The following is a 19,494-nucleotide window of genomic DNA, read 5'->3' as shown; positions in this document are numbered from 1 at the left end:
ATGTCGTTGCCAAGCGGCGCGAGCTTTGCCGGCTACCTGGTATCGCGAGAGCTGGGTTCAGGAGTGACGGGTGAGGTCTACCTCGTCCAGGAGCCCGGGTCGATGCGCCGGCAGGCGTTGAAGGTGCTGTCCCGCGAACTGTCGGCGGACACCGACTTCGCGGCACGGTTCCGGGAGGAGACGCCAATCGTCGTCAACCTGCACTACCGCCACATCGTCGAGGTGCACGAGCGCGGCCAGTTCGACGGGCGGCTCTACATCGCGATGGAATACATCGACGGCACCAGCGCCGCCCAGCTCATCACCGACCGGTTCCCGGCTGTTTCGCCGGCCGTCGAGGTGCTGGCCATGGTCACCGCGATCGCCGGCGCCCTCGATTACGCCCATCTGCGCGGGCTGACGCATGGCGATGTGAAACCGGCCAACATCATGCTTACCGATCGTGACGGCGGGAAACAACGAATCCTGTTGAGCGACTTCGGCATAGCCGGGCAACGTGCGCAGGCAGCCGACGGCGCGCCGCACGTCACTGTGGCTTACGCGGCGCCGGAACAGTTGAGTGGCGACGACGTCGACGGGCGCGCCGACCAATACTCGTTGGCTGCCACCGCATTTCATTTGTTGACCGGCGCGCCGCCGGTTGCGCTTGCCGACCCCGTGGCCGCGCTGCGCCGGCACCGCGACGGCAAGCTGCCGCGCCTCAGCGATCAGCGCCCCGAGCTGGCACACTTGGACAGCGTCTTTGCCAAGGCGCTCGCCGAACGACCCGAAGACCGATTCGAAACGTGTCACGACTTTGCCCAGGCGGCAAGCGAACTGGCGGGCCTGCCGGCGGATGAACGCCCCGAACCCGATTCCGATCCGGAGCCAGACGCCGACGTGCAGGACACCGCGGCAGGCCCGGAGGACGTCGCGGCCACGGCACCGGACGAACCGGACGTGCCCCGCAAGCGCAGGCCGCGAACGGTCTTGTTGGGCGCCGCGGTGGTGGCGCTCGTCGCCGGGGCGCTTGTTGCGGGCATCGCCATCGGGCGCCACACCGGTACGACACCTAAGCAGGTCGCCGCTCCGATACCGACCACCCCGGCGCCCCCGCCGGCCCCGCCGGCCCCCCTGGACGGGAGCTACCGCATCGAGGCCGAGCGCACCCAGCAGACCTACAACGACGTCGCCGATCCGCAGCCGCCGGACGTCAGAACGTGGTGGGCGTTCCGGTCGTCGTGCAAGCCAGAAGGCTGCTCCGCGGCCGCGACGCAGCTCGACGACGACGACCACACGCAAGGGATGTCACCCGGTGGGGGATCCCTCTTCATGAAATACACGGACGGCGAGTGGCAGTCGACGCCGGTGCATCTCAACTTCCCGTGCGTGGCGCCGGACGGATCGCAGTTCACGCAGGGCACGACCATGGTCCTCGCGCTGCGGCCGCAGCCCAACGGCGAGTTCGTCGGCGAGGAGACCGTCACCGTGCAAACGGATGAATGCGGCCAGCGGTCGGGCGTGATCCGGGTGCCCACGGTGGCGAGCCGGACCGGCGAGGTGCCGCCGGCCGTGGCCGTGCCGGAGCCTGGCTCGGGTCCGCCCAGCCCGGAGCGGCACGCGCCCAGCGCCGCGCCGACGGCGGCGCCGTTTCGGCCGCAGAACTGATCGGTGACCTGAATAAGCCGGCAGCCCTTGCACCGGCGTGTCGGGTCCGAAAAGATTGCGAGTGCTTGCTATCTAGGTTAGCGTTGTCCGTAATGCCGACATGGAGGACGCCATGGCCTACGACGTGATCATCCGCGACGGATTGTGGTTCGACGGCACCGGCAGCGCGCCCCTGACGCGCACCCTCGGCATTCGCGACGGCGTCGTGGCCGCGGTCTGCACGGAGTCGTTGGACGAGACCGGGTGCCCCGAAGTGATCGACGCCGCCGGCAAATGGGTGGTCCCCGGCTTCCTCGACGTGCACACCCATTACGACGCCGAGGTGCTGCTGGATCCGGGGCTGCGCGAGTCGGTGCGCCACGGTGTCACCACGGTGCTGCTGGGCAACTGCTCGCTGTCGACGGTGTACGCCGATTCCCAGGACGCCGCCGACCTGTTCAGCCGGGTGGAGGCGGTGCCGCGCCAATATGTCTTCGGCGCGCTGGATTCCAACCGCACCTGGTCGACGGCCGCGGAGTACGTCAAGGCGATCGACGCCCTGCCGCTCGGGCCCAATGTCGGCTCGCTGCTTGGTCATTCGGACCTGCGGACCGCGGTGCTCGGACTGGATCGGGCCACCGACGCAACGGTGCGACCCACCAAGGGCGAACTGGCCAAGATGGCCGACCTGCTCGGCGAGGCCCTTGACGCCGGGATGCTCGGCATGTCCGGGATGGACGCGCCCATCGACAAACTCGACGGTGAACGGTTCCGCTCGCGCGCCCTGCCGTCCACCTTCGCGACGTGGCGGGAACGACGCAGGCTGATCAAGGTCCTGCGCAAGCGCGGCCGAATCCTGCAGAGCGCCCCCAACGTCGCAAAGCCGTCGACGGGCATGCTCTTCTTCCTGGCCAGCAGCCGGATATTGAACTGGGGCAAGGGCGTTCGGATGAGCATGCTGGTGTCCGCGGATGCCAAATCGATGCCGCTCTCGGTTTACGTGTTCGGTCCAGGGACTCGCCTGCTCAACAAGCTGCTGGGCGCCAGCGTGAAATTTCAGCACCTGCCGGTGCCCTTCGAGTTGTACTCCGACGGGATCGACCTGCCGGTCTTCGAGGAGTTCGGCGCCGGAACGGCCGCCCTGCACCTGCGGGAGCAGTTGGAGCGCAACGAGTTACTGGCCGATAAGGAATACCGCCGCAAGTTCCGGCGCGAGTTCGACCGCATCAAGCTCGGACCGTCGCTGTGGCACCGCGACTTCCATGACGCGGTCATCGTCGACTGTCCGGATAAGTCGTTGATCGGCAAGAGCTTTGGGGAGATTGCCGATGAACGCAAGTTGCACCCGCTCGACGCATTCCTGGACGTGCTCGTCGAAAACGGTGAACGCAACGTCCGGTGGACCACCGTCGTCGCCAACCACCGACCCAAGCTGCTCGACGCGCTCGCCACCGAAGGCAGCGTGCACATGGGCTTCTCCGATGCCGGTGCGCACCTGCGCAACATGGCCTTCTACAACTTCCCGCTTCGGATGCTCAGGCGTGCCCGGGACGCCCACCGGGCCGGCGCGCCCTTCATGTCGATCGAGCACGCGGTGCACCGGCTCACCGGTGAACTGGCGGAGTGGTTCGGCATCGACGCCGGCACGCTGCGCCACGGCGACCGCGCGGACTTCGTGGTGATCGACCCGGCCGGACTCGACGCGGCGGTGGACGGCTACCACGAGGAGGCGGTGCCGTTCTACGGCGGCCTGCGGCGCATGGTCAACCGCAACGACGACGCCGTGATCGCCACCGGCGTGGGCGGCGCGGTCGTCTTCGGGGGAAGCCACCGCAAAGGCCAATTCCGGGACGGGTACGGGCAATCCGTGCGGTCGGGCCGCTATCTGCGGGCGGGGCGGCGCGGCCGTCGGGAACGCGGCGCGCTGAGCGTCACCGCCTGACATGGCTCGAACCCAGCAGCAGCGCCGCGAGGAAACCGTCGGGCGGCTCATCGACGCCTGCATCGCCACCATCATCGAGGTCGGCTACGCCCGGGCGTCCGCCGCGGTGATCACCAAGCGGGCCGGGGTCTCGGTCGGCGCGCTGTTCCGGCACTTCGACACCATGGGCGATTTCATGGCGGCCACCGCATCCGAGGTGTTACGCCGCCAGCTGGAATCGTTCACCAAAGGGGTCGCCGAGATACCCGCCGACCGGCCGGCCCTGGAAGCGGCGCTGGTGATCCTGCGCGACATCACCAGCGGCCCGTCCAACGCCGTCATCTATGAACTGCTGGTCGCCGCCCGCACCGACAAAAAGCTCAGGGAGACTTTGCAACACGAGCTAGGGCAGTACGCGGCGAAAATCCATGACGCGGCCCGCGCGCTGCCGGGGGCCGAACGCTTCCCCGAAGACACCTTCCCGGTGTTCGTGGCGCTGATGACCAACGTGTTCGACGGGGCTGCCGTGGTGGAAGGCGTTCTGCCGCAACCGGAAATCGCGGCCCAGCGGATTCCGGTACTGATGGCGCTGCTCACCGCGACCCTGCCGGACGCGGACTCCTGACGCAGAATTACAGCGAGCCGATGCTCGCCTGCGGGCTCTGCGCGAATCCCCAGTCGAACAACGTCGCCGCCTGATCCCAGTACGTCGGTCCGCCCTGTTTGATCAGCCCGTACATCATGGCGATCACCAGCCGCCGGCCGCCGCGCGCGGCGGCCCCGACGAACGTCTTGCGCGCCGCGTCGGTGAAGCCGGTCTTGCCGCCGATCGCGCCGGGATAGCGCTGCAGCAGCTCGTCCTGGTTGGTGATCAGGTGATCGCCGTTATCGCCGGGAAACATCGCCGACGGCTCGGCGGTGATCTGCGCGAACACCGGGTTGGCCATCGCGGCGCGGAAGATCACCGCCAGGTCGTGCGCCGTCGACGCGCCGGACCCCCCGGGGCCGTCCAGACCGGACGGTGTCGCGGCGTGCGTATTGGTGGCGCCCAGCGAGGCCGCCTTGGCGTTCATCTTGGCGACGGTGACGTCCGGGCCGCCCAGCATGTGCGCCAGCGTGTTGGCGGCATCGTTCCCCGACACCAGCAGCAGGCCGTCGAGGAGCTGGCGCGCGGTATAGGTGCGGCCCGGTTTGATGCCGACGCAGTTGCACTCCACCTGGGTGTCGGCGACGTCGGCGACGACGGTCGAGTCCAGGCTCACCGAGTCCAGGACCACCTGGGCCAGCAGCGTCTTGATGGTGCTCGCCGGGGGGTGGGCCACATTCTGGTCGCGGCCGGCCAGCACCTGACCGCTGTCCAGGTCGGCGATGATCCAGGTTTGCGCCGGGCCGTCGGGAATGGGAACCGACCCGACGGGCTGCGTGTTGTCGGCCCGCGCGGTGGACAAGGCGACGGTGGCGGTGCAGGTCCCCACCGCGAGCAGGGTGGCGGCCACCCTGCACCCCAGGGCCGTGAGCTTCCGCATGGCCGCAAAGTCTAACTTCCCGTCCCTGTCTTAGCTGGATGGTTCCCTGTGCGACGGCTAGACGGCAGTAGCGGCGGGTACGGCCGCAGCCCGGGTGGGTGCCGGCGTGATGGTGTCGGCGCGCAGGAAGCTGCCGGTGCGCTGCGTGCCCAGCAGGCCGGTGGGCCGCCCGTCGACGAACACCGCTCGCCCGGCGACGAGCACGGCGGCGACGGTGTCGTCGTTGCGGTTGACCATCCGCGACAGCCCGCCGTACTGGTCGACTTCTGCTTCGGCGTAGCTGTCCAGCGAGCCATCGAGGTGCGTCGGGTCGACGATCACCAGGTCGGCCCGGTCGCCCGGCCGCAGATGGCCGGCGTCGATCCGGTACCAGTCGGCCAGTTCGCCGGTCAGTCGATGAACCGCCTGCTCAATGGTCATGAACGGCTTGCCGGCCGTTTCGGCGTCGTGGACGTGGCGCAGCAGCCGCAACCCGAAGTTGTAGAACGCCATGTTGCGCAGGTGCGCTCCCGCGTCCGAGAAACCCATTTGGACGCCCGGTTCGCGGGCCAGCTTCCTGAGCAACTCGGGGCGGTGGTTGGAGATTGTGGTGCGCCACCGCAGCGCGGTGCCGTGCTCGACGACCAGGTCCAAGAACGCGTCGACGGGGTGCAGCCCGCCGCGGTCGATACCGACCTGCCCGAACGACTTTCCGATGACGGACGCATCGGGGCACGCGACGATCTCGGCGTCGAAGAAGTCGCGGTGCCACACCCGCAGCCCGAACTTGCTGTCGTAATCCTTGCGGAACCACCGCCGGTAGTCCTCGTCGCACAGCAGCTGATTGCGTTGGGCCACTTGTTCTTTCAGATGCATAGCCGCCGCGCCGGAACCGAACTCTTCGAAGATCACCAGATCGATGCCGTCGGCATACACCTCGAACGGCACCGGCAGGTGCTGCCAGCGGAAATCGCCGCCCAGCTTGTTGACGAGCCGGGCCGCCGGCCCCATCGTCGCGATCAGCCACGGGTTGGCCTTGATGTCGGCGGCTGAGAGCAGAGTGGTCTTCAGCTGCCTGCGGCCGATCCCCAGCGACTGCATCGCCTGCGATGCGATGTTGAGCGGGTTCTGAATGTCGGGCCCCGCCTGCAGGACTCGCCCACTGCGCCGCAGCAGGGATTTCAGCCGGCGCAGCTCCCGCGGCTTTGCATACGTGGACGGCAAGGTACGGGAGCGGCAGGTCTGGCCGTCGAGCTTGTCGAAAAGCAGTTGCTGCGAAGACATTCCGACAAAGCCCGCCTCCAATGCCTCGGCCAGCAGCTGTTCCATTCGCGCCTGCTCGGTTCTGCTCGGCCGCACCTGCTTGCGGGTGGCGCGGTCTAGCCCCATCGTCGCTGCCCGCATGTCCGAATGACCTACGAAGGCAGCTACATTCGGCCCCAACGGTCGCGCCTCCAAGGCGGCGACGTATTCCTCGCAGCTGCGCCACGTCTTGTGCTGGTTCACCGTGCTGATGACGTGTTCGCGGGGGATGGCTTCGACCCGCGCGAACAGGTCGCCGGCGTCTTCCCCGTCGACGTGAACGGTCGACAACGAGCACGACCCCACCATCACCGTCGTCACGCCGTGGCGCAGTGACTCCGACAGTGACGGAGCCGCCAGCACCTCGACGTCGTAGTGGGTGTGGATGTCGACCATGCCCGGCAGCACCCACTTGCCTGCGGCGTCGATCACCTGGCCGCAGCCGGTTTCGTCGAGCGGTTGCGCGCTGATCGCGGTGACGTGACCGTCACTGATGCCGATGTCGCGGATCGCCGACGGCGCGCCGGTGCCGTCGAACCAGCGGCCGTTGCGGATCACGGTGTCGAAGCTCATGGGGATTCCTTTGGTCGGGTTGCCTCGTCGGCTCCCAGGGTGCGCCCGCGACAGCCGCGCAGTCTTGACATTTCCGGACGATTTTTTGACATTTGTTGACATGTCGGTGGTGCGGGGAACGTCGCTGACGGGCTATCCCCGCCTGGTCGCCGAACTGGGCGGCGACCCGGTCGAGCTGCTGCGCGCCGCCGGCCTGCGGCCCGAAGACGTCGGCGAGCACGAGGTGTTTCTGCCCTACCGCAGCCTCATCGTGGCCGTCGAGAACGCCGCGGCGGCCACCTCGACCCCGGATTTCGGTCGGCGACTGGCGCTGCGCCAAGGCATCGAAATCCTTGGCCCGCTCGGGGTGGCCGCGCGCACCGCGCCCACCGTCGGCGAGGCCTTCACCATCGTCGAAACCTTCTTGGCCGCCTACAGCCCGGCCATCTCAGCGCGCATCACCTCGGCCGCCGAAGCCGACCAGTCGTTCTACGCATTCGAAGTGCTCATCGAGCGGCCACCCCCACATCCACAGACCACCGAACTGTCCCTCGGGGTGTCGCTGGGGGTGTTGCGGTTCCTGCTCGGCGCGCAATACCGGCCCTTGACCGTGCACCTTCCGCACCAACCGCTCACGGCGACCGCAGACTATCTGACGTACTTCGGCTGCCGGCCGTGCTTCGTGCAACCGACAGCGGGCTTCACCTTCCGGACCGCGGATCTGGCGCGCTCCCTTAACCAGGACGCGCTTGCCCATCAAGCGGTCGTGCAGTACTTGACCGGGATCACGACCCACCAACCGGGCATGACCCAGTCGGTGCGCGCGATGGTCCGCCAGCTCCTGCCCACCGGCACCGCCAGCCTCGAGCTGATCGCCGCCCAGTTCGATCTGCACCCCCGGGCATTGCACCGTCGACTGGCCGCGGAGCACACCACCTTCGGCAAACTCATCGACGGCGTGCGCCGCGAAACCGCGGAACACTACCTACGCGACACCGACATGAGCCTGTCGCACCTGACCCGAGAACTCGGCTACGCCGAGCAGAGCGTGCTGAGCCGGTCGTGTCGGCGGTGGTTCGGCTGCGGCCCCAGCGGCTACCGGATGGCGGTCCGCTCCGGCGTGCCCGGCCAGTCCCGCTAGCACGCCGCGCCGGGCCGGCGGATCGTGTTCAATCAACGACATGTTGAGCCTGGCCGAAATCTCCGACCGCCTCGAGATCCAGCAGCTTCTGGTGGACTACTCCACCGCCATCGACCAGCGCCGATTTGACGATCTGGACAAGGTGTTCACCCCCGACGCCTACATCGACTACACGGCGCTGGGCGGCATCGAGGGCCACTATCCGGAGGTGAAGAAATGGCTGGCCGAGGTGCTGCCCAACTTCCCGGTGTACGCGCACATGCTGGGCAACTTCTCCGTCCGGGTCGACGGGGACACGGCCTCGTCACGGGTGATCTGCTTCAACCCCATGGTGCTGGGCGGCGATAAGGACCAGGTGCTGTTCTGCGGACTCTGGTACGACGACGAGTTCGTGCGCACGCCCGACGGCTGGCGGATGACCCGGCGGGCGGAGACCAAGGTCTTCCAGAAAGTGATGTGAACGCAGGTCGCGATTTCAGCCGCGGCGCCCGGTTCTGGCACAATGGGCGGCTGTCCGCCGCGCGATCACGCATCGCCGACCGGTCATACACGCGAGGCAAAACCGGATCCGGGCATCCCGCCCCGATCGCTGAATTGCAGCGTGACACACACAGGAGAAGTCGCTTAACCATGGCTGTCAAGATCAAGCTCACCCGGCTTGGCAAGATCCGCAACCCCCAGTACCGCATCGCCGTCGCCGACGCACGGACCCGGCGCGACGGACGCTCCATCGAGGTCATCGGCCGCTACCACCCGAAGGAAGACCCGAGCCTCATCGAGATCAACTCCGAGCGCGCCCAGTACTGGCTGTCCGTGGGCGCCCAGCCCACCGAGCCCGTCCTCAAGCTGCTCAAGATCACCGGTGACTGGCAGAAGTTCAAGGGCCTGCCGGGCGCCGAGGGCCGCCTGAAGGTCGCCCCGGCCAAGCCCAGCAAGCTCGAGCTGTTCAATGCCGCGCTGGCCGAGGCCGACGGCGGACCGACCACCGAGGCCGCGAGGCCGAAGAAGAAGGCCCCGGCCAAGAAGGCCGCCAAGGGTGCCGACGAGTCCGCCGACCCGCAGGCCGCCGCGGAAACCCCAGCCGAGACCGCCGCCGAGGCCCCCGCTGAGCCCGAGGCGCCCGCCGAGGGCGGCGAGCAGGCCGCGCCGACCACCGAAAGCTGACCGCGGCGATGAGTACGGTTGTCGTGGACGCTGTTGAGCACCTGGTTCGCGGAATTGTCGACAATCCCGACGACGTCCGGGTGGACATGGTGACCAGCCGCCGGGGGCGCACGGTCGAGGTGCACGTCCATCCCGACGACTTGGGCAAGGTGATCGGCCGCGGAGGTCGCACCGCAACCGCGCTGCGCACGCTGGTCGCCGGCATCGGCGGTCGCGGCATCCGCGTCGACGTGGTGGACACCGACCAGTAGCGGAGCGCTGCTCATGGAACTCCCTTGGAGTTGACCGTCGGGCGTGTGGTCAAAGCCCACGGCATCACCGGTGAGGTGGTTGTCGAGGTTCGCACCGACGACCCCGACGCCCGCTTCGCCCCGGGAAACGGGTTGCGCGCCAAGCATTCCCGTGCCGGCTGGGAGCGTGACTTCACCGTCGAGAGCGCGCGCGAACACGGCGGGCGGCTGCTGCTGCGGCTGGCCGGCGTCACCGACCGTGATGCCGCCGACGCGCTGCGCGGCGCGCTGTTCGTGGTCGATTCCGCGGACCTGCCGGAGATCGACGAGGCGGACACCTACTACGACCACCAGCTCGAGGGCCTGCGGGTGCGCACCACGGCGGGCGAGCAGATCGGTGTCGTCGCAGAGGTGTTGCACACCGCGGCGGGCGAACTGTTGGCGGTGCGGCGCGAGGCCGGCGACGAACAGCGGGAAGTTTTGGTGCCGTTCGTCACTGCGATCGTCACAGCGGTGTCGCTGGACGACGGCTCCGTCGAGATCGACCCGCCCGAAGGCCTGCTGGACCTGTAGGCCTTCGAGATGAGAATCGACGTCGTCACGATCTTTCCGGCCTATCTGGACCCGCTGCGGCAATCGTTGCCCGGCAAGGCGATCCAATCCGGCCTGGTCGATCTGCAGGTGCACGACCTGCGGAGCTGGACGCATGACGTGCACCGCTCGGTCGACGATTCCCCCTACGGCGGTGGCCCGGGGATGGTGATGAAGGCGCCGGTATGGGGTGAGGCGCTGGATGAAATCGCTTCTGCGGAAACGCTTTTGGTCGTTCCTACCCCGGCCGGTCGGTTGTTCACCCAGGCGACGGCCGCGCGCTGGAGCGCCGAGGCCCACCTGGTGTTCGCGTGCGGTCGTTACGAGGGCATCGATCAGCGCGTCATCGAGGATGCCGCGAGGCGGATGCGGGTCGAGGAGGTGTCGATCGGCGACTACGTACTGCCGGGCGGTGAGTCGGCGGCCGTGGTGATGATCGAGGCCGTGCTGCGCCTGCTCGACGGCGTCCTCGGCAATCCCGCGTCGCACCGCGAGGATTCGCACTCACCGGCGCTGGACCGGCGCCTGGAGGGCCCCAGCTACACCCGGCCGCCGAGCTGGCGCGGGCTCGACGTCCCCCAGGTGCTGCTGTCGGGTGACCACGCGCGAATCGCGGCATGGCGCCGGGAGATCTCGCTGCAGCGCACCCGCGAACGCCGGCCCGAGCTGCTTGACACTGAAGACGAATCGGCTCGCTAAAGCCCGTGCCGGGGCGCGTCGATGCGGCCCTCGGGAAAGATCGTCTTGACCGCCCGGGTGATGGTGTCGCGGGCGGTGGTGTCGTCAGCGGTTTGCAGCGACTGAACCACCATGATGTAGCGGTGGTCGGCCCCGATCACCCCGGTGGACAGGTGCATCCAGTCGCTGCCGATGCAGCACATCCAGCCCTGCTTGACCGCGACCGGCTCGGCGTACAGACCGTCCGGGATGCCGAATCGCTGCGGATAGCCGTCCAGCCCGTTGGGGGTGGACTGGGCCAGGTCGTTGACGATGATCTTGGCGTCATCGGCCGGCAGGCCACCGGAGCCGTCCAGCAGCATCTCGTAGTAGCGGATCAGGTCGGTCACCGAGCTCATGGTGTTCCACCACCGCCCGTCGCTGGGCGGGGTGGTGGAGGCCAGGCCGTAGCGGGCGGCCACCTCGGTGATGATGGCGGCCCCGCCGCCCTGGCCCCAGAACTTCTCGGCCGCGCCGTCGTCGGACGACTGCAGCATGATGTCCAGGGCCTGGTGGTCGTCGGCGCTCAGCGGCGCCTTGCCCTCCGATTCGTGCAGCAGCAGATCGTCGGCGATGAACAGCTTCGCCACCGACGCGGTGCCGATGACCTGGCTGTTCCCGTTGGAGATCAGTTGATGGGTGCTGCGATCGAGGATGGCCACCGACAGGGCGGCGCCACTGCCGGCAGCTTCGTCGGCGGCCTGCTGGACGCGGGCCTGCAACTGGCCGAATCCCGTGCTCGGTGGTAGCGCCACGGCGGGCGGCGCAGGTGTGGCCGCCTCGAGCCTCAGCGTGGCCGACTGTGGAGGAGTCGAGGGCGGTGGCGCCGAGATGACCCGGACGGGCGCGGCGACCGGCAGCTTGTACACCTTGGCTTGGACCAGCGCCTCGGAACCGGCGGCAACCACCAACGTCACCGCCGCCGTGGCGGTGAGCATCGTCAGCGGACGAACCCGCATTCGGTCTCCTCCGGCGTGACTTCGACCCAGGGCAACGGCGGGCCCCACGCGCCGCCTGCACCGGCCATCACGCTTCGGTGCGGGCAGCGCGTTCTGACCCCAGTCATATGTACCATTTACCAGCGCGTTTGGCGCGTCAGGAACCGCCGACTCGCGGTGATTTTCGTGGCGCGCGCCCCGTCTGGCACAATTGACCAGTTGTCTCCAGCGGTTGCAGGCCGGTTGGGCCGTTTCCCGCCTGCTGCGAGATGCGCCAGAAAGCCCGAAACCATCGGCTTGGCGACCGCCTCACACCTGCGTGTGGGTAGCTGCCGTCGGCCGCGACCGCAAGGAAGTGTCTCGCATGAACCGGCTGGACTTCGTCGATCAGGCGTCGCTGCGCGACGATATCCCGGTGTTCGGCCCGGGTGACACCATCAACGTGCACGTCAAGGTCATCGAGGGCGCCAAGGAGCGTATCCAGGTGTTCAAGGGCGTGGTGATCCGTCGGCAGGGTGGTGGCATCCGCGAGACGTTCACCGTGCGCAAGGAAAGCTATGGCGTCGGCGTGGAGCGGACGTTCCCGGTGCACTCGCCCAACATCGACCACATCCAGGTGGTGACCCGCGGTGACGTCCGCCGCGCGAAGCTGTACTACTTGCGTGAACTGCGCGGCAAGAAGGCCAAGATCAAGGAGAAGCGCTGACCCGGGACGTGTTGGCGGCGCAGGTGATTCGCCCTGTCGTTTCTCTGGTGCGCCGGTTTGGGCGGCCCCCAGGCGCGCTGGCTACGCTGATCTCGTGACCGATACCGCGGATTCATCGAAGCCTGAGCCCCACGCCGGCGAGTCAGATCCGAAGGTCTCTACCCGCAACCCGGAGACGCACCCCGACGACGCCGCGACGACGGCCGGATCGACCCCCGAACCGGGGCCGGCGGCGGAGACGCCCGACCAGGGCGAACCGCAGGACCCGAAGCGTTCGACGCTGCGCGAATTCGCGATCCTGGCCGTGATCGCCGTCGTGCTCTACTACGTCATGTTGACGTTCGTGGCGCGGCCCTACCTGATCCCGTCGGAGTCCATGGAGCCCACGCTGCACGGGTGCAGCGGCTGCGTCGGCGACCGGATCATGGTCGACAAGGTCAGCTACCGGTTCAGCGCCCCGCGCCCCGGGGACGTCATCGTCTTCAAAGGCCCGCCGCCCTGGAACCTCGGCTACAAATCGATCCGGTCCAACAACACCGTGCTGCGCTGGGTGCAGAACGCGCTGTCGTTCATCGGTTTCGTGCCGCCCGACGAGAACGACCTGGTCAAGCGCGTCATCGCGGTGGGCGGGCAGACGGTGCAATGCCGCGCCGACACCGGGTTGACCGTCGACGGCAAGCCCCTCAAGGAGCCGTACCTGGACCGCACCACCATGGCCGCCGACCCGTCGGTGTACCCGTGCCTGGGCAGCGAGTTCGGGCCCGTCGCGGTCCCGGCCGGACGGCTGTGGGTGATGGGCGACAACCGCACGCACTCGGCGGACTCGCGGGCCCACTGCACCAGCGTGCCGGCCGAAGCCCTCAAGGGTGTGCTGTGCACCGGCGACCCGACCTCGGGAACGGTGCCGGTGTCCAATGTGATCGGAAAAGCCAGGTTCATCGTGTGGCCGCCGTCCCGATGGGGCGGCGTGGACTCGGTGAACCCGCAGCAGAATCGGTAGCCGTGGCCACGACGTGGCCGCCGCGGACGGTGATCCGTAAATCGTCGGGACTGCGCACCCTGGAGTCGGCGCTATACCGCAGCGGGTTGGGGCCGGTGGCCGGCGTCGACGAGGTCGGCCGCGGCGCCTGCGCCGGACCGCTGGTGGTGGCGGCCTGTGTGCTCGGCCCCGGGCGAATGGAAAGCCTTGCCGCCCTTGATGATTCCAAGAAGCTCACCGAGGCCGCCCGGGAAAAGCTGTTCCCGCTGATTCGCCGTTATGCGCTGGCCTACCACGTGGTGTTCATCCCGCCGTCCGAGGTGGACCGGCGCGGCGTGCACGTCGCCAACATCGAGGGCATGCGCCGTGCGGTCGCCGGGCTGTCCGTACGGCCCGGCTACGTGCTGAGCGACGGCTTCCGGGTGCCCGGACTGGCCGTCCCGTCGCTGCCCGTCATCGGCGGCGATGCGGTGGCGGCATGTATCGCGGCCGCCAGCGTGTTGGCGAAGGTCAGCCGGGACCGGTTGATGGTCGCCATGGAGGCCGACCATCCCGGCTACGGCTTCGCCCTGCACAAGGGCTACAGCACGCCGGCACACAGCACTTCACTGGCGCGGCTCGGCCCGTGCCCCGAGCATCGTTATTCGTTCATCAACGTGCGGCGCGTGGCCGACGGGGCGGGCGGCCGGGTGGTGGCGGAATGCCGACCGGACCCACCGCTGCAGCGCGACGGATATCGGTGAGGAAAGATGGAACCAGGATTCCCGCCCCGGCGGACGGCAGCTAGCGCCGGGATGCCCGGGGAACGCTGTCTGGGAGAAGGACGTCTGAGCAGATGAGTGCAGAAGATCTCGAAAAGTATGAAACCGAGATGGAGCTCTCGCTGTACCGCGAATACAAGGACATCGTCGGCCAGTTCAGCTACGTCGTGGAGACCGAAAGGCGCTTCTACCTGGCCAACAGCGTGGAGATGACGCCGCGCAACGCGGACGGCGAGGTCTATTTCGAGCTGCGGCTGTCCGACGCCTGGGTATGGGACATGTACCGGCCGGCGCGGTTCGTCAAGCAGGTGCGGGTGGTCACCTTCAAGGACGTCAACATCGAAGAGGTCGAGAAACCGGAGCTGCGGCTTCCCGAATAGCCGCCGCTACGTGCCCGGCGGCAGCTGGTTGTCGCCGGGAACACGCAGCTGGCCACGCTGCTCGATGACCTCGCGTGCGACGTCGGCCAGCTTGATGTTCAGCGCCTGGGAGTGGCGCCGCAGCAGGTCGAACGCGGCCTCCTCGTCCATGTCGTGCAGCATCATCAACATGCCCACGGCCTTGCCGATCTCGCGGTTGCTGATCAGCCCGCGGCGCAGGCTGGCCGCGTCCTCGCCCTTGCTGACCGCGTTGATCGCGACGCTGGCGAACGCGGCCAACACCGCCGCCCGCCCGGCGGATTCGGCGTCGAACACGTTCGGGGTGTCGCTGAACAGATTCAGCGCGGCCCCTTTGCGTTTGTCGACCAGCAGCCGGAACCCCATCGCGCCACGCACCGGTGTCTCGGCGACCAGCACGGCGGCCAGCTTGGGCCACAGCGACGGCGTGCTCAGGTCGGGGTCGATCTGGGGCGTCTCTTCTTCGATGGCGTCGATGCACGGGCCGTCGCCGGCGCGCCGCTCCAGCTCATCGATGGTTTGTGCCAGCCGATCACTGGCGCCGGCGGTGACGTATTTGTCGTTCTCGCGCACCATCAGGCTGGCGTGGTCGCAGCCGCGGACCGTCAGGGTGGCCGCGACACAGATGGCCGCATACATCTGGTTGGCGTCCGAGCCCTGATAGATGATCTCGGCGAGGGCGGCGAAAACCGTCGCGGGGTCGGCTTTCTCCCCGCCCGTCGCGGCTGCGTCCGCGCCGGTCTTCGGTTCGTCGCCCATGCTGCGCCTCGTTTCCTGCGGTGTCGGCGGTGTGATCCCTTCGGATCGTCGTAAATTATCGGTCGCCGAGACCGGCCTCACACGCGGTTCCGTCTTGTTGCGGCCAATCAGCGGGCATCGAGCCGGTCACCGTCGACCCGCACGTCCAACCGCTCACGAATCGCGAGACGCTGGAATGATGGTTCTATCATGCGCGGATTGCGGGCGCCGGGGACTCGGTGACGTCCGCGCACCGGGCTCCGGCTGGCGGCGGCAGGGAAGGAAGTTCTGATGGGAGTGACCGTCGCGGTGACCGGTCCGACGGGGGAGATCGGCGTCTCCGCGGTGACGGCGCTGGAACGCGAGCCCGCCGTCGACGCGATCATCGGGATGGCCCGCCGGCCGTTTGACCCGTCGTCGCGGGGCTGGCTGAAGACCACCTACCAGCAGGGCGACATCCTGGACCACGACGCCCTCGACGCGCTGGTCGCGCAGGCCGACGTGGTGATCCACCTGGCCTTCATCATCATGGGTTCGCGCGACGAGAGCGCCCGGGTGAATCTCGAGGGCACCCGCAACGTGTTCGAGGCCACGGTCGCCGCCGAGCGGCCGCGGCGCCTGGTGTACACCTCGTCGGTGGCGGCGTACGGCTACCACTCCGACAACCCCGTCCCGCTCACCGAGGACGTGCCCGCCCGGGGATCCGCGGAGCACTACTACTCCGAGCAGAAGGCGGCCTGCGAGAAGCTGCTCGCCGACATCACCAAGGACTCGTCGCTGGAGGTGTTCGTTCTGCGGCCCTGCATCGTCGCCGGCCCCCAAGCAACCGCCCTCGCCGACGCCATGCCGTGGAACCAACTGCCCGGCCCGATGCGTGCCGTGGTCAAAGCCGTCCCGATCCTGAAACCGGTGGTGCCCGACCCGGGCTACCCGCTGCAACTGGTGCACCACGACGACATCGCGACGGCCGTCGCGCTGGCCGCCACCGCCCCCGCGCCGCCGGGCGTGTACAACATCGCCGGCGACGGGGTCGTGACGGTGGCCGACGTGGCCAAGGCGCTGGGCGGGCGCCCGGTGCGGGTTCCGGCCGTCGCCGCCACCGCGGCCTCGGCGGCGATCTCGCGGGTGCCGGGGGTGCCGTCCATGCTGGAATGGCTGCACACCGCGCGCACGTCGATGGTGATGGACACCACCAAGGCCAAGACCCAGCTGGGCTGGCGTCCGCTGCACTCCTCGGCCGAGACGTTGGAAGCATTGGCCGCCGGGCCGTGAGAGCGCAATGGAGGATCCGGTTTTCGGCAACCCCGCACCGACCGGAGTAGTTTGATCCGGTGGGTTTCCAGCGTTCCGCCGCTTCGCGCGACGCCTCCGCCGGCGGTGAAATCGCCTAGTGGGGCGCGTCACCTCGCGTCGGCGGGTCATACATCTGACCGCCGAGAAGGCGATCACCCGACCGGAGACCCTGGTCGTCGAGGAGCCGTTGGAGATCCGGGTCGACGGCGCGGCGATCACCGTGACGATGCGCACGCCGGGATCGGATATTGAGCTCGCCCAAGGCTTTCTGCTCACCGAAGGCGTCATCGCTGGCCGCGACGACGTGCACAGCATCCGGTATTGCGCCGGTCGCGACGACGAGGGCGCGAACACCTACAACGTGCTGGACGTGACGTTGGCCGCCGGGGTACCGAAACCCGGCCTCGACGTCACCCGAAACTTCTACACCACCTCGTCGTGCGGGGTCTGCGGTAAGGCGTCACTGGACGCGGTGCGGGTGATCAGCCGGTTTTCTCCGGGAACCGACCACGCCTCGGTCGCGGCGGCCACCCTCAAGGCGATGCCCGACCAATTGCGTTCGGCGCAAAAGGTTTTCGACAGCACCGGTGGACTGCACGCCGCCGCGCTGTTCGGGGTGGACGGCACGATGCTGGTGGTGCGCGAGGACGTCGGGCGGCACAACGCGGTCGACAAGGTGATCGGCTGGGCGCTGGAGCACGGGCGGATACCGCTGCAGGCCTCGGTGCTGCTGGTCAGCGGGCGCGCATCGTTCGAGTTGACGCAGAAGGCCGTGATGGCCGGGATCCCGGTGCTGGCGGCGGTGTCCGCGCCGTCGTCGCTGGCGGTGTCGTTGGCCGAGGAGTCCGGCATCACGCTGGTGGCGTTCCTGCGGCAGGCCTCGATGAACATCTACACCAGGGCGGACCGGATCACGTAGGCCGATCGCGGTTGTGGATGGGCGCCGCACTGGGGATAACTGCCCAGTGGTGACGGGCGCCCGTGCCGATGGAGGCCCCTCTCGTCGGGGGCACCGGGCACCGTGACCCGCATGACGACCGAAACGACGATGACCCGGATCCAATTGGGGGCGATGGGCGAGGCGCTCGCCGTGGATCATCTGATGCGGAGGGGACTGCGGATCCTGCAGCGCAACTGGCGCTGCCGCTACGGCGAGCTCGACATCATCGCCCGCGACGACGCCACGTCCACGGTGGTGTTCGTCGAGGTGAAGACGCGCACCGGCGACGGATACGGGGGACTGGCGTATGCCGTCACCCCGCGCAAGGTGCTCCGGTTGCGCAGGCTCGCCGGGCTGTGGCTGGCGGGCCGCGACCAGCGCTGCGCGGCGATCCGCATCGACGTCATCGGGGTGCGGATCGGGCGTCGCCGCACCCCGGAGATCACCCACCTGGAAGGGATCGGCTGATGGCGCTGGGACGCGCGTTCTCCGTCGCGGTGCGCGGCGTGGACGGGCAGATCGTGGAGATCGAAGCCGACATCACCTCCGGCCTGCCGGGCGTGCACCTGGTGGGCCTGCCCGACGCCGCCCTGCAGGAGTCCCGCGACCGGGTCCGGGCGGCCGTCACCAACTGCGGCAACGACTGGCCCCAGGCGCGCCTCACACTGGCGCTGTCGCCGGCGACGCTGCCCAAAATGGGGTCGGTCTACGACATCGCCCTGGCCGCCGCGGTGTTGTCGGCGCAGCGCAAGAACCCGTGGCACCGGCTGGAGAAGACGGTGCTGCTGGGCGAGTTGTCCCTGGACGGCCGGGTCCGGCCGGTGCGCGGGGTGCTGCCCGCCGTGCTGGCCGCCAAGCGCGAAGGCTGGCCGGCCGTGGTGGTGCCGGTGGACAACCTCGCCGAGGCCAGCCTGGTCGACGGCATCGACGTGTGGGGCGTGCGCACCCTGGGGCAGCTGCACAAGTGGCTCAGCGGCACCGGCGGCCTGGCAGGCAGGATCGACGCGAAACCCACCGACGGGGAGCCCGCCGCGGATCTGGTCGACGTGGTGGGCCAAACGCAGGCGCGGTTCGCCGTGGAGGTGGCCGCCGCCGGGGCGCATCACCTCATGCTCACCGGCCCGCCCGGGGTGGGCAAAACGATGCTCGCCCAACGCCTGCCGGGACTGCTGCCGTCGCTGACCGATGCCGAGTCGCTCGAAGTGACCGCGATCCACTCGGTGGCCGGGTTGCTGTCGGGCGACACACCCCTGATCACCAGACCGCCGTTCGTGGCTCCTCATCACAGCTCCAGCGTCGCCGCGCTGGTCGGCGGTGGGTCGGGGATGGCGCGTCCCGGCGCGGTCAGCCGGGCGCATCGCGGGGTGCTCTTCCTCGACGAGTTCGCCGAGATCCGGGTCAGCGCGCTGGAAGCCCTTCGAACACCGTTGGAGGACGGCGAGATTCGCCTCGCCCGCCGCGACGGGGTGGCGTGTTATCCGGCCCGGTTCCAGCTGGTGCTGGCCGCCAACCTGTGCCCGTGCGCGCCGGCCGACCCGCAGGACTGCGTCTGCGCGGCGGCCGCCAAACGCCGCTACCTGGGGAAGCTGTCCGGGCCGCTGCTGGATCGGGTGGACCTCCGCGTGCAGATGCACCAGGTCAAGGCCGGCGCGTTCGCGGGCCAAGCCGGCGAATCGACGGCACAGGTCCGTCACCGGGTGGCACAAGCCCGTGCGGCCGCCGCCCAGCGCTGGCTACCGCACGGATTCCGCACCAACGGTGAGGTCAGCGGAACGTTGCTGCGCCGAAAATTCCGTCCCAGCAACGCGGCGATGGAGCCGCTGCAACGGGCGCTGGACCGTGGACTGCTCAGCATCCGTGGCCTGGACCGCACGTTGCGGGTCGCGTGGAGCCTGGCCGACCTGGCCGGGCGCACCTCGCCCGGGACCGACGAAGTTGCCGCCGCTCTCAGCTTCCGCCAGCCCGGGGCGCAGCGATGAGCGCCGCGGCCCA

Annotated in this window: 20 protein-coding genes and 1 pseudogene; 17 read left to right on the top strand and 4 right to left on the bottom strand. The window is 68.8% G+C overall.

What is annotated here, in order from left to right:
• The 3 genes from ACIUM1_RS06505 to ACIUM1_RS06495 all read left to right on the top strand — a co-directional run bounded on the left by ACIUM1_RS06505 (window position 1) and on the right by ACIUM1_RS06495 (window position 4,172).
• A complete protein-coding gene (locus tag ACIUM1_RS06505; RefSeq protein WP_406816412.1) occupies window positions 1–1,647 on the top strand; it encodes a serine/threonine-protein kinase in 1,647 nt (548 codons plus the stop codon).
• A 100-nt stretch (window positions 1,648–1,747) separates the two neighbouring features.
• Complete coding sequence (locus ACIUM1_RS06500; protein WP_406816411.1) at window positions 1,748–3,568, top strand: amidohydrolase family protein; 1,821 nt, start codon at window positions 1,748–1,750, stop codon at window positions 3,566–3,568.
• Window position 3,569: 1 nt separating this feature from the next.
• A complete protein-coding gene (locus tag ACIUM1_RS06495; protein ID WP_406816410.1) occupies window positions 3,570–4,172 on the top strand; it encodes a TetR/AcrR family transcriptional regulator in 603 nt (200 codons plus the stop codon).
• A 7-nt stretch (window positions 4,173–4,179) separates the two neighbouring features.
• Here the strand turns inward: ACIUM1_RS06495 and ACIUM1_RS06490 are convergent, their stop codons facing one another.
• On the bottom strand, window positions 4,180–5,073 hold the full coding sequence (locus ACIUM1_RS06490) for a D-alanyl-D-alanine carboxypeptidase family protein (protein WP_406816409.1): 894 nt from the start codon (window positions 5,071–5,073) through the stop codon (window positions 4,180–4,182).
• Between the two features lie 57 nt (window positions 5,074–5,130).
• Entirely contained in the window at window positions 5,131–6,927 is a 1,797-nt protein-coding gene (locus tag ACIUM1_RS06485; RefSeq protein WP_406816408.1) for an amidohydrolase family protein, read from the bottom strand.
• Between the two features lie 100 nt (window positions 6,928–7,027).
• On the opposite strand from ACIUM1_RS06485, the gene ACIUM1_RS06480 reads away from it, so the two are divergent.
• From ACIUM1_RS06480 to trmD, 6 genes are all read left to right on the top strand, one after another.
• Window positions 7,028–8,047 carry an AraC family transcriptional regulator gene (locus ACIUM1_RS06480; protein ID WP_406817558.1) on the top strand — a complete coding sequence of 340 codons (1,020 nt, stop codon included), beginning with the start codon at window positions 7,028–7,030 and terminating at the stop codon, window positions 8,045–8,047.
• 40 nt (window positions 8,048–8,087) lie between these two features.
• Entirely contained in the window at window positions 8,088–8,507 is a 420-nt protein-coding gene (locus tag ACIUM1_RS06475; protein WP_406816407.1) for a nuclear transport factor 2 family protein, read from the top strand.
• A gap of 170 nt (window positions 8,508–8,677) precedes the next feature.
• The gene (gene rpsP, locus ACIUM1_RS06470) at window positions 8,678–9,211 is read left to right on the top strand and encodes a 30S ribosomal protein S16 (RefSeq protein WP_406816406.1); all 534 of its coding nucleotides are present in this window, start codon (window positions 8,678–8,680) and stop codon (window positions 9,209–9,211) included.
• Window positions 9,212–9,219: 8 nt separating this feature from the next.
• Window positions 9,220–9,462: an RNA-binding protein gene (locus ACIUM1_RS06465; RefSeq protein ID WP_003878715.1), complete on the top strand. Its 243-nt coding sequence runs from the start codon at window positions 9,220–9,222 to the stop codon at window positions 9,460–9,462.
• Between the two features lie 24 nt (window positions 9,463–9,486).
• Window positions 9,487–10,014 (top strand): ribosome maturation factor RimM, encoded by a 528-nt coding sequence (gene rimM / locus ACIUM1_RS06460; RefSeq protein WP_406816405.1) that lies wholly within the window; start codon window positions 9,487–9,489, stop codon window positions 10,012–10,014.
• A 9-nt stretch (window positions 10,015–10,023) separates the two neighbouring features.
• A complete protein-coding gene (gene trmD / locus ACIUM1_RS06455; protein ID WP_406816404.1) occupies window positions 10,024–10,731 on the top strand; it encodes a tRNA (guanosine(37)-N1)-methyltransferase TrmD in 708 nt (235 codons plus the stop codon).
• On the opposite strand, the gene ACIUM1_RS06450 is transcribed toward trmD, so the two are convergent.
• Window positions 10,728–11,708, bottom strand: a complete 981-nt coding sequence (locus tag ACIUM1_RS06450; RefSeq protein ID WP_406816403.1) for a hypothetical protein — start codon at window positions 11,706–11,708, stop codon at window positions 10,728–10,730. The genes trmD and ACIUM1_RS06450 overlap by 4 nt on opposite strands.
• Window positions 11,709–12,051: 343 nt before the next feature.
• Between ACIUM1_RS06450 and rplS the strand changes: the two genes are divergently transcribed.
• The 4 genes and pseudogenes from rplS to ACIUM1_RS06430 all read left to right on the top strand — a co-directional run bounded on the left by rplS (window position 12,052) and on the right by ACIUM1_RS06430 (window position 14,513).
• Window positions 12,052–12,393, top strand: a complete 342-nt coding sequence (gene rplS / locus ACIUM1_RS06445) for a 50S ribosomal protein L19 (protein ID WP_064877853.1) — start codon at window positions 12,052–12,054, stop codon at window positions 12,391–12,393.
• 94 nt (window positions 12,394–12,487) lie between these two features.
• Window positions 12,488–13,393: a signal peptidase I gene (lepB, locus tag ACIUM1_RS06440; protein ID WP_406816402.1), complete on the top strand. Its 906-nt coding sequence runs from the start codon at window positions 12,488–12,490 to the stop codon at window positions 13,391–13,393.
• Between the two features lie 2 nt (window positions 13,394–13,395).
• Window positions 13,396–14,203 (top strand): annotated as a pseudogene (locus tag ACIUM1_RS06435) (ribonuclease HII).
• A 4-nt stretch (window positions 14,204–14,207) separates the two neighbouring features.
• Entirely contained in the window at window positions 14,208–14,513 is a 306-nt protein-coding gene (locus tag ACIUM1_RS06430; RefSeq protein ID WP_003875077.1) for a DUF2469 domain-containing protein, read from the top strand.
• Window positions 14,514–14,519: 6 nt separating this feature from the next.
• Here ACIUM1_RS06430 and ACIUM1_RS06425 read toward each other — a convergent pair whose 3' ends face one another.
• On the bottom strand, window positions 14,520–15,290 hold the full coding sequence (locus ACIUM1_RS06425; RefSeq protein ID WP_406816401.1) for a GAF and ANTAR domain-containing protein: 771 nt from the start codon (window positions 15,288–15,290) through the stop codon (window positions 14,520–14,522).
• A 270-nt stretch (window positions 15,291–15,560) separates the two neighbouring features.
• Between ACIUM1_RS06425 and ACIUM1_RS06420 the strand changes: the two genes are divergently transcribed.
• From ACIUM1_RS06420 to ACIUM1_RS06405, 4 genes are all read left to right on the top strand, one after another.
• A complete protein-coding gene (locus tag ACIUM1_RS06420; protein ID WP_406816400.1) occupies window positions 15,561–16,541 on the top strand; it encodes an NAD-dependent epimerase/dehydratase family protein in 981 nt (326 codons plus the stop codon).
• A gap of 118 nt (window positions 16,542–16,659) precedes the next feature.
• The gene (gene fdhD / locus ACIUM1_RS06415) at window positions 16,660–17,481 is read left to right on the top strand and encodes a formate dehydrogenase accessory sulfurtransferase FdhD (RefSeq protein WP_406816399.1); all 822 of its coding nucleotides are present in this window, start codon (window positions 16,660–16,662) and stop codon (window positions 17,479–17,481) included.
• A 111-nt stretch (window positions 17,482–17,592) separates the two neighbouring features.
• On the top strand, window positions 17,593–17,970 hold the full coding sequence (locus ACIUM1_RS06410; RefSeq protein WP_406816398.1) for a YraN family protein: 378 nt from the start codon (window positions 17,593–17,595) through the stop codon (window positions 17,968–17,970).
• Window positions 17,970–19,481: a YifB family Mg chelatase-like AAA ATPase gene (locus ACIUM1_RS06405; RefSeq protein WP_406816397.1), complete on the top strand. Its 1,512-nt coding sequence runs from the start codon at window positions 17,970–17,972 to the stop codon at window positions 19,479–19,481. The genes ACIUM1_RS06410 and ACIUM1_RS06405 overlap by 1 nt, the downstream gene beginning before the upstream one ends.
• Window positions 19,482–19,494 lie beyond the last annotated feature (13 nt).

Source organism: Mycobacterium sp. M23085 (genome assembly GCF_045343915.1).
GTDB lineage: Bacteria > Actinomycetota > Actinomycetes > Mycobacteriales > Mycobacteriaceae > Mycobacterium.
Note: the sequence above shows the minus strand (reverse complement) of the source record. Positions and strands in the feature narration are given on the sequence as shown.